Here is an 8,533-nt window from a genome sequence, read left to right on the forward strand (position 1 = left end):
GTGTAATTTATATTTATTAATTACTTCATTTAATTGATAAAATTGTGTGGAATGTTCCATCATATTCCTTAAGGCATTCATTAAGAGACATTGTTGGATAATAACACTTAGGATAGTAATTTTGTAAAGCCCTGAAGTAGGCCTACCTTTATGACATTGTCTCACTTATTTTGCTTATGGCGAGGCTTGACCAAAAGCATCCTTGCTACTATCAACCATCGTAACTACAATCCAAGTGGAAACCCTTAGGAACCGTCCCATGCACAAGCAACTAACATCATCACAAGTTACCAAAGCACAGATTTACCGTTCCATCGCCAGCTCAACCGCGATCGAAACGGGTGTTTCTGTGCAAAAAATTGAGCAGCAACTCAAAAAAAATCAGGCACAGGCGAAAGCTGTTGGCCTCGCCCGTTAATCTGGCAAGATGTCGCTCACCAGTTGCATCATAGGGCTGTAGTTACCTGATACGCCCGCCTGAATGGCCTTGAAGTAAAACGCCTTGTGTTCATCCCATAAGCTGTAATCTAACAAACTCTTCCCTGCCAAAACGGCCAATACATCGCAAAGTAGCCGCGACAGACGTCCGTTACCTTCTCTGAATGGATGGATCAAAATAAACTCTACGTGGCATTCAGCCAGATAACTAACCAGCTCCGGACGAGAAAGATCCTTTAACTCACCAGACCGAGCAAGAAACTGTTTCTCGAAACCATCAAGAAGAAGCGGAATCCTGTCGGCAGCTGCAAACTGAAAGCCGTCTTTAGTCAGGTTGGCATTGCGTAACTTCCCTGCCCAGTCATACACATTCCCCAACCATTGGCGATGCCACCTACTGATGTGCTCAAAAGCCAGCGCTTTAGGCGGCTGGCCTTCGATAAATAGCTGTTCATAAAGCATCAGCAGCAAGCCAGATTCCAGCGCTTCCATTTCCTCTTCATCAATGATCCCCAGCTTATTAGCCAGCACTAAGTCTCCAGAGCCCGGCTGATACCGATCTTCTGCAGAATTAAGCTCATATTTTGACAAGCCCTTACCTCCGTCCAAACAAGTTCACAACGTTGTTTTCCTGCTGTCGCTGATAGTTGTTGACACGATCTTCCCAGATCTCAAGCGCCCTGCGCTTTTCAGTCAGATAATCATAACGGTCGTAGTGTTTCGAGCTGACGTCGTTCAAAGCGTGATTCTGAATACGGTCCCGGATCTCTTTGCTGATCCCCGCTTCCCCCATCAGCGTTTTACAGGTCCGACGTAAATCTCGCGCCGTAAAAACTTTAAACTCAGGATTAAAAGCCCGGAAATACATGATGGAACGCGCCAGGCTATCGGTACGCACCGGTCGTTCGCCGTTGGTCGAGAGCGGGAAGATATAGGGGCTGTTACTTTCCTTAGTCAGTTCTTTCACTGAGGCTAATTCACTTAATGCCGATTCAGTCAGTGGGATCAGGTGCTCCCGTTTGTTTTTCGATACATCGGCAATTACTAGGAGCGTCTTTTGCTGCCAGTCAATCGCGCTCCACTGGCTGGCAATTATTTCAAACGGACGCTGCCCGCCAGCATAAACACAGAAGCGGATTAGGTGCTGCATCAGTGGCCCAACGTTAGTTGCCTGAGCGAACTGCTCCATGACAAAACGTAGCTCTTCCAGCGTTAACCATGTATCACCCACCTTTTCCGCCGAAGACTGCTTAGGTATTGCCGACACAGGGTTAACTTCAAGGCCAAACGTGATACCCACACTGGTATTCATCGGATCGTTATCGGCTTTCAGGCCGTAGTTAAATGCCGCCATCAGATACGAGCGAATCCGATTAGCATGGACCACCGCATCACGCTGGATAATACCTGATAGAATGGTTTTGATCTGCAGAGGCGTCACGTCCTTCGCTTTGGTATCACGAGGAATAACCGTGTAGCACTCTCTTTCAAGACGTTTCAGAACATCAGCCCAGGTCCGCTTATTATCGAGCTTCATCTTGTTGACGTAGCCATGCACCAGTTCTTCAAAAGATCCCTGAGAACGATGGATCTGCATCATGTGCTGCTCGGCCAGGCGTTGTTGCTCAAGCTCTTGCTGGGGTTCTTTTCCTTCAACAAGCCAGGCACCATACTTTTTCGCCAGCTCATTGGCTGTCACCAGTTTCATCTCAGGCCAGATGCCCAACTGGATGAACTTCTCTTTCTTCCCTTTCTCAACGTAGTAACGGAAATAAAAAACCTTGCTGCCTGAAGGCTGAACCTTAACGCCAAGCCTGCCAGTACCACGTTGAGCGCTGTTGCTCCACACGTAGTACGCCGTGCTTTTTGTCTTCAATCCACGTATAGCAGTCTCGGTAAGATTAGCGGCCATGAGTTTACCTTTCTAAGAATAAGCGTTACCTGACCCGATGCCCATTTCGGGTCAGGTAACGGGTCAGGTAAGGATAGTACAATGGGGAAATGAGGGAACCAATCAGAAACAAAAATAACCTCATAACTGATTGATTAAAGACAATTAAAAATACAAACAGAGACAATGACAAACAATTAAAAACATGCCAATTTTATGACTCATAATCGCTTGGTCGTTGGTTCAAACCCAACAGGGGCCACCATATAAAAAAGGGCTGACGAGAAATCGTCAGCCCTTTTACGTTGATAACATCAACCCCATCATCCCGCCTCAATCGCCTGCCGAATCTGCTGCAGCGCCGCCGGATCGTCGAGCGTCGTCAGATCCCCCGGATCGCGCCCTTCGCATATCGCCTGGATCGTACGGCGCAGCATCTTGCCGGATCGCGTTTTCGGCAGCTGCGAGACAAACCAGACGTTCGCCGGACGGCCAAAGTTGCCTATCTGGCTGTCCACCAACGCCATGATCGCTTCTTTCTCTGAATGGGCGACGTCGCGATCGTCCAGGCTGTCGCTCTGTTTGGGGATCACAAACGCCACTGCCACCTGCCCTTTTAGCGCATCTTTGACGCCAACCACCGCCACTTCCGCGACGTTCGGATAACTGGAAATACTCTCTTCTATCTCGCGCGTTCCCAGACGATGCCCGGCAACATTTATCACATCGTCGGTACGGCCAAGAATGAAGTAATAGCCGTCGGCATCGCGGATGCCCCAATCAAAGGTGGCGTAGACCTGGCGGGAAAACAGCGACCAGTAGGTTTTCACAAAGCGTTCGTCATCGCCCCAGATAGTCTGGATGCAGCCCGGCGGCAGCGGCCCTTCGATCACCAGCATTCCTTTCTCGTTAACGCCGCACGGTTCACCGGTCACTTCGTTGAGCAGTTGGACGTTGTAGCCGTACATTGGCACGCCGGGGCTGCCAAGGCGTGAGGGCCTGTCGTCCAGCGCACGGGCAATCGCCATAATCGGCCAGCCGGATTCGGTCTGCCAGTAGTTATCGACTACCGGCACACCCAGCGCCTCGGTCACCCACGCGGCGGTCGGCTCGTCGAGCGGTTCTCCCGCCAGATAAAGAGCCTCCAGCGAGGAGAGATCGTGGTGGCGAATCTGCGCGGTTGGGTACTTCTTCAACACGCGGATAGCGGTTGGCGCTGAGAACATGCGGTTGACCTGGTACTTCTCAACGATTTTCCACCACACGCTACAGTCGGGATAAACCGGCAGTCCTTCGTAGACAATGGTCGCCATGCCCGCCAGCAGCGGCGCGTAGACAATATAAGAGTGCCCGACCACCCAGCCGATATCCGAGGCGCAGAAGAATACGCCGCCCGCTTTGCCGCCGAAAATGGTCGCCATCGAGGTTGCCAGCGCCACCGCGTAGCCGCCCACATCGCGCTGTACGCCTTTCGGTTTGCCGGTGGTGCCAGAGGTATAGAGAATGCAGGACGTCTCGTTGGACTCAAGCCAGGCGACCGGTACTCGCGCCCCTTCATGCTGCTGACGCAGGGTAGCGAAATCGAGATCGCGCCCGACAACGCGCGCCATTTTCGCCAGCCCGCGGTCCACCAGCAGTACGTGACGTGGCTGATGCTGCGCCTGGTCGATGGCATCATCGAGCAGCTTTTTATACGGCATGATCTTGCCGCCGCGCGCGCCCGCGTCCGCCGAGACAATCAGCACCGGTCTGGCATCATCAATACGCGCCGCCACGCTGTGCGAGGCAAAGCCGCCGAACACCACCGAGTGAATGGCACCAATGCGCGCGCAGGCCAGCAGCGTTATCTGCGCTTCGGCAATCATCGGCATATAAACCAATACCCGGTCGCCGCGCTGCACGCCCAGCGACAGCAGCATCGACGCCACCGCGTTCACTTCGTCATACAGCTGGCGAAAGGTAAATGTACGCTCCTCTTCGGTCTCCGACGAAACCGCGATCAGCGCCAGCGCATCCGGCTGCTGGTCCAGCCAGCGGTCGATAGCGTTGTGACATAAGTTGGTGGTGCCGCCGCAAAACCAGCGGGCAAACGGCGGATGGCTGCTATCCAGCGTCTGCGTAAAAGGCATCTGCCAGTCGATACGCTGGGCCTGCTCGGCCCAAAACGTCTCCGGCTCGGTAATGGAACGCTGATAAAACTCGCTAAAAGACATAATGCTCTCCTGTTGAACTTACGCCTGATGAGTCGTGTTTCAGATAACGAACAGATCCATATACTCATTCACCGGCATCTGCTCCAGACGAGTTCTGTCGAGGGAGACATCCAGAATGCGCTGCTGCTGGCGGGTTGGGAACTGGCGCGCCAGGTTGATTTTGAATTTATCGATAAGCTTCGGAATACCGTCGGTGCGGCGGCGGGCGTGGCCAATCGGGTACTCTACGGCCACTTCTTCGAAGCGCGTGCCGTCGGTGAATTCGAGGGTAATGGCATTGGCGATGGCCCGCTTATCCGGCGCGTGGTAGTCGGCGGTAAACGCCGGGTCTTCAAAGCAGGTAATCTTCTCGCGCAGAGCGTCGATACGTTTATCCTGGGCCACGTTGTCCTCGTAGTCCGCCGCGGTTAAGCGGCCGAACAGCAGTGGAATCGCCACCATGTACTGAATGCAGTGGTCACGGTCGGCCGGGTTATTCAGCGGACCTTTTTTATCGATGATGCGAATACAGGCTTCGTGAGTGCGGATGGTCACCTTCTCGATATCGGCGGCCGTTTTGCCCGCCGCCTGCATCTGCTCATACAGCGTCATCGCCGCTTCTACCGCCGTCTGCGAGTGGAACTCCGCCGGGAAGGAGATTTTAAACAGCACGTTCTCCATCACGTAGGAGCCGTAAGGGCGCTGGAAGCGGAACGCTTCGCCCTTAAACGAGACATCATAGAAGCCCCAGGTTTTCGCCGTCAGCGCTGACGGATAGCCCATCTCGCCGGTCTTCGCCATCAGCGCCAACCGCACCGCGCGCGAGGTGGCGTCACCTGCCGCCCAGGATTTACGCGTGCCGGCATTCGGCGCATGGCGATAGGTGCGCAGCGACTGACCGTCGACCCACGCCAGCGAGACGGCGTTAAGGATCTCATCGCGCGTCAGCCCCAGCATCTCCGCCACCACCGCGGTAGAGGCCACTTTCACCAGCAGCACGTGGTCAAGCCCCACGCGGTTGAAAGCGTTCTCGAGCGCAATACAGCCCTGAATTTCATGGGCTTTTATCATGCCGGTCAGCACCTGCTTCATGGTCAGCGGCGCTTTGCCTGCGGCCACCGCATTACGCGACAGCCAGTCCGCCGTTGCCAGGATCCCACCGAGGTTATCAGAAGGATGTCCCCACTCGGCGGCAAGCCAGGTATCGTTGAAATCAAGCCAGCGGATCATCGCGCCAATATTAAACGCCGCCTGCACCGGATCGAGCTGGAACTGAGTGCCCGGCACGCGCACACCGTTCGGCACCACGGTGCCCGGAACAATCGGCCCCATCAGCTTTTTGCAGGCCGGATACTCCAGCGCTTCCAGCCCGCATCCCAGCGTATCAAGCAGGCAGTAGTGGGCGGTGTCATAGGCCACTTTGGAGGTGATATCGTAGTGCATCACATAATCCACGATATCCACGATTTCACGGTCAAACTCCGGGCGAATATTCATCATCTGAGCGGACATAAGGTACTTTTCCTGTTTTTTATTGTTAGCGGTTTGGGATTACTGACGCTTATCCAGCGGGACAAACTCGCGGTCTTCCGGGCCAGTGTAGTTGGCGGAGGGACGGATAATTTTGTTGTCCTGGCGCTGTTCAATAATGTGCGCCGCCCAACCGGTCACGCGGGCGATGACGAACAGCGGGGTGAACATCTCGGTCGGCACGCCCATCATGTTATAGGAGACCGCCGAGAACCAATCGAGGTTGGGGAACATCTTCTTGGTGTCCCACATCACCGATTCCAGACGATCGGCGATGTTGTACATTTTGAGCGAACCGCCCTCCTGAGAAAGCTGTTTGGCAACGCGCTTAATGACCTGATGACGCGGGTCGGCAATGGTGTAAACCGGGTGACCAAAGCCAATCACCACTTCTTTGTTTTCCACGCGCTTGCGGATATCCGCTTCGGCTTCGTCCGGGGTTTCGTAACGCTGCTGAATTTCCAGCGACACCTCGTTAGCCCCGCCGTGTTTCGGGCCGCGCAGCGCGCCAATCGCACCAATAATCGCTGAATAGACGTCAGAACCGGTCCCAGCAATCACCCGACTGGTAAAGGTGGAGGCGTTAAACTCGTGCTCGGCGTACAGCACCAGCGAGATGTGCATCGCCTTTTCCCAGCTTGCCGACGGTTTTTCGCCATGCAGAAGATGCAGGAAGTGACCGCCGACCGAATCGTCGTCGGTTTCCGGCTGGATGCGTTCGCCGTTGTGGCTGTAGTGATACCAATAGAGGAGGATTGAGCTGAGCGAGGCCAACAGCTTGTCGGCGATATCGCGCGCGCCGGAAACGGTATGCCCCTCTTTCTCTGGCAGCGTGCAGCCCAGTGCAGACACGCCGGTGCGCATCACGTCCATCGGATGCGAGGCCGCAGGAAGCGCCTCCAGCACGGTGCGCACGTTAGCCGGCAGGCCACGCAGCGCCTTGAGCTTAATCTTGTAGGCTTGCAGCTCATCGCGGGTTGGCAGCTTGCCGTGAATCAGCAGATGGGCCACCTCTTCAAACTCGCAGTGCTCCGCTAAATCGAGAATATCGTAACCACGATAGTGCAGGTCGTTGCCGCTTTTGCCGACGGTGCACAGCGCGGTATTCCCCGCCGGTACGCCGGAAAGGGCGACGGATTTTTTAGGCTTAATGACATGGGTGCTATTTTGCAGGATCGATGTGTCGCTCATGTTGTCCTCGTCATTATTATCATGTGTAGGGTACTGAGGGTGTCCGTGTACGCCTTATTCGGCCTACTTTTTGGTGTACAACGCGTCGAGCTTCTCTTCGTACTGGTAGTAGTTGATGCTTTCGTACAGCTCGTTGCGCGTCTGCATCATGTCGATAACGCTTTTCTGCGTACCTTCCTGACGCAGCACGTTATAGACCTGCTCGGCGGCGCGGTTCATCGCGCGGAAAGCCGAGAGCGGATAAAGCGCCATCGCCACGTGGGCGCTGCGCAGTTCATCGGTGGTAAACAGCGGCGTCGCGCCGAATTCGGTGATATTGGCGAGGATCGGCACCTGCACCGCGTCGGCAAACTGGCGATACATTGAAAGCTCAGTGATAGCCTCCGGGAACAGCATGTCGGCTCCCGCTTCCACATAGGCGCGAGCGCGATCGATAGCCGCCTCCAGCCCTTCCACCGCCAGCGCATCGGTACGCGCCATGATTACGAAGTCCGGGTCCGTACGCGCATCGACCGCCGCCCGAATGCGGTCGACCATCTCCTCTTTAGAAACGATCGCTTTGTTCGGTCGATGCCCGCAGCGCTTAGCGCCAATCTGATCTTCAATATGCAGCGCCGCGGCCCCGGCCTTGCTGATGGACTTCACGGTGCGCGCGACGTTAAACGCCGACGAGCCAAAACCGATATCCGCGTCCACCAGCAGCGGCAGCGGGCAGACGTCGGTAATACGGCGGATGTCGGTCAGCACGTCATCAAGGGTAGAAATCCCCAAATCCGGTAGCCCGAGGGAACCGGCCGCCACGCCGCCGCCGGAAAGATAAATAGCCTGATACCCGGCACGCTGGGCCAGCAGCGCGTGGTTGGCATTAATCGTGCCGACAATCTGCAAGGGGTTTTCTTTGGTCAGCGCAGCGCGGAAAGCCTGGCCTGGAGAGTGTAGAGACATATCCCGTCCTCTTGTTATCAACTTGTTACTTTCGGTTGATTCAGATAAAGCAAGGGATATGCCAACGCCTGTTTTCTGAGCGTTATTTATTTAAGTCTTTTAATAACAAATAATTAATTAGTCTCTTCATTTTTAGCATCGATTAAAACGTGTCAGCTAACGTTTCACGAAACGTTCCATCGCGTTTTATTGCAACATTTATGAAACAAGTCTAAACCCAATATTCGGCCCCTTTTTTGAGCACGCTATGGCAGCCACATCGCTTCCACCGAGAGTGAATGACGACAAGCCGGTTATCTGGACGGTCTCGGTCACTCGTCTGTTCGAACTGTTTCGCGATATCAGC

The 8,533-nt window shown here is 54.6% G+C and carries 8 protein-coding genes; 2 read left to right on the forward strand and 6 right to left on the reverse strand.

Going from position 1 to position 8,533, the window contains the following annotated elements:
• Positions 1 to 259 precede the first annotated feature (259 nt).
• A complete protein-coding gene (locus tag GKAS_RS24985) occupies positions 260 to 418 on the forward strand; it encodes a hypothetical protein (RefSeq protein WP_023326123.1) in 159 nt (52 codons plus the stop codon).
• Here GKAS_RS24985 and GKAS_RS21525 read toward each other — a convergent pair.
• The 6 genes from GKAS_RS21525 to prpB form a co-directional block, all read right to left on the reverse strand.
• The gene (locus GKAS_RS21525) at positions 415 to 1,029 is read right to left on the reverse strand and encodes a Fic/DOC family protein (protein WP_032635834.1); all 615 of its coding nucleotides are present in this window, start codon (positions 1,027 to 1,029) and stop codon (positions 415 to 417) included. The genes GKAS_RS24985 and GKAS_RS21525 overlap by 4 nt on opposite strands.
• Before the next feature lie 4 nt (positions 1,030 to 1,033).
• Complete coding sequence (locus GKAS_RS21530) at positions 1,034 to 2,350, reverse strand: tyrosine-type recombinase/integrase (protein ID WP_023326125.1); 1,317 nt, start codon at positions 2,348 to 2,350, stop codon at positions 1,034 to 1,036.
• A gap of 302 nt (positions 2,351 to 2,652) precedes the next feature.
• Entirely contained in the window at positions 2,653 to 4,542 is a 1,890-nt protein-coding gene (prpE, locus tag GKAS_RS21535) for a propionate--CoA ligase (protein WP_035897327.1), read from the reverse strand.
• A gap of 39 nt (positions 4,543 to 4,581) precedes the next feature.
• A complete protein-coding gene (locus GKAS_RS21540; RefSeq protein WP_035897329.1) occupies positions 4,582 to 6,033 on the reverse strand; it encodes a bifunctional 2-methylcitrate dehydratase/aconitate hydratase in 1,452 nt (483 codons plus the stop codon).
• Between the two features lie 39 nt (positions 6,034 to 6,072).
• Positions 6,073 to 7,242: a bifunctional 2-methylcitrate synthase/citrate synthase gene (gene prpC / locus GKAS_RS21545; protein ID WP_035897331.1), complete on the reverse strand. Its 1,170-nt coding sequence runs from the start codon at positions 7,240 to 7,242 to the stop codon at positions 6,073 to 6,075.
• Positions 7,243 to 7,305: 63 nt separating this feature from the next.
• Positions 7,306 to 8,187: a methylisocitrate lyase gene (gene prpB, locus GKAS_RS21550; protein WP_035897332.1), complete on the reverse strand. Its 882-nt coding sequence runs from the start codon at positions 8,185 to 8,187 to the stop codon at positions 7,306 to 7,308.
• A 247-nt stretch (positions 8,188 to 8,434) separates the two neighbouring features.
• Here prpB and GKAS_RS25380 point away from each other — a divergent pair.
• A partial coding sequence (locus GKAS_RS25380) for a hypothetical protein (RefSeq protein ID WP_246870759.1) occupies positions 8,435 to 8,533 on the forward strand: 99 nt, incomplete at its 3' end.

Source organism: Kluyvera ascorbata ATCC 33433 (assembly GCF_000735365.1).
Lineage (GTDB): Bacteria > Pseudomonadota > Gammaproteobacteria > Enterobacterales > Enterobacteriaceae > Kluyvera > Kluyvera ascorbata.

Excerpts from the sequence above, each read along its gene's own strand:
- prpB (WP_035897332.1), bottom strand. The coding sequence starts at position 8,187 with ATGTCTCTACACTCTCCAGGCCAGGCTTTCCGCGCTGCGCTGACCAAA.
- GKAS_RS21540 (WP_035897329.1), bottom strand. The coding sequence starts at position 6,033 with ATGTCCGCTCAGATGATGAATATTCGCCCGGAGTTTGACCGTGAAATC.
- GKAS_RS21530 (WP_023326125.1), bottom strand. The coding sequence starts at position 2,350 with ATGGCCGCTAATCTTACCGAGACTGCTATACGTGGATTGAAGACAAAA.
- prpE (WP_035897327.1), bottom strand. The coding sequence starts at position 4,542 with ATGTCTTTTAGCGAGTTTTATCAGCGTTCCATTACCGAGCCGGAGACG.
- GKAS_RS24985 (WP_023326123.1), top strand. The coding sequence starts at position 260 with ATGCACAAGCAACTAACATCATCACAAGTTACCAAAGCACAGATTTAC.
- prpC (WP_035897331.1), bottom strand. The coding sequence starts at position 7,242 with ATGAGCGACACATCGATCCTGCAAAATAGCACCCATGTCATTAAGCCT.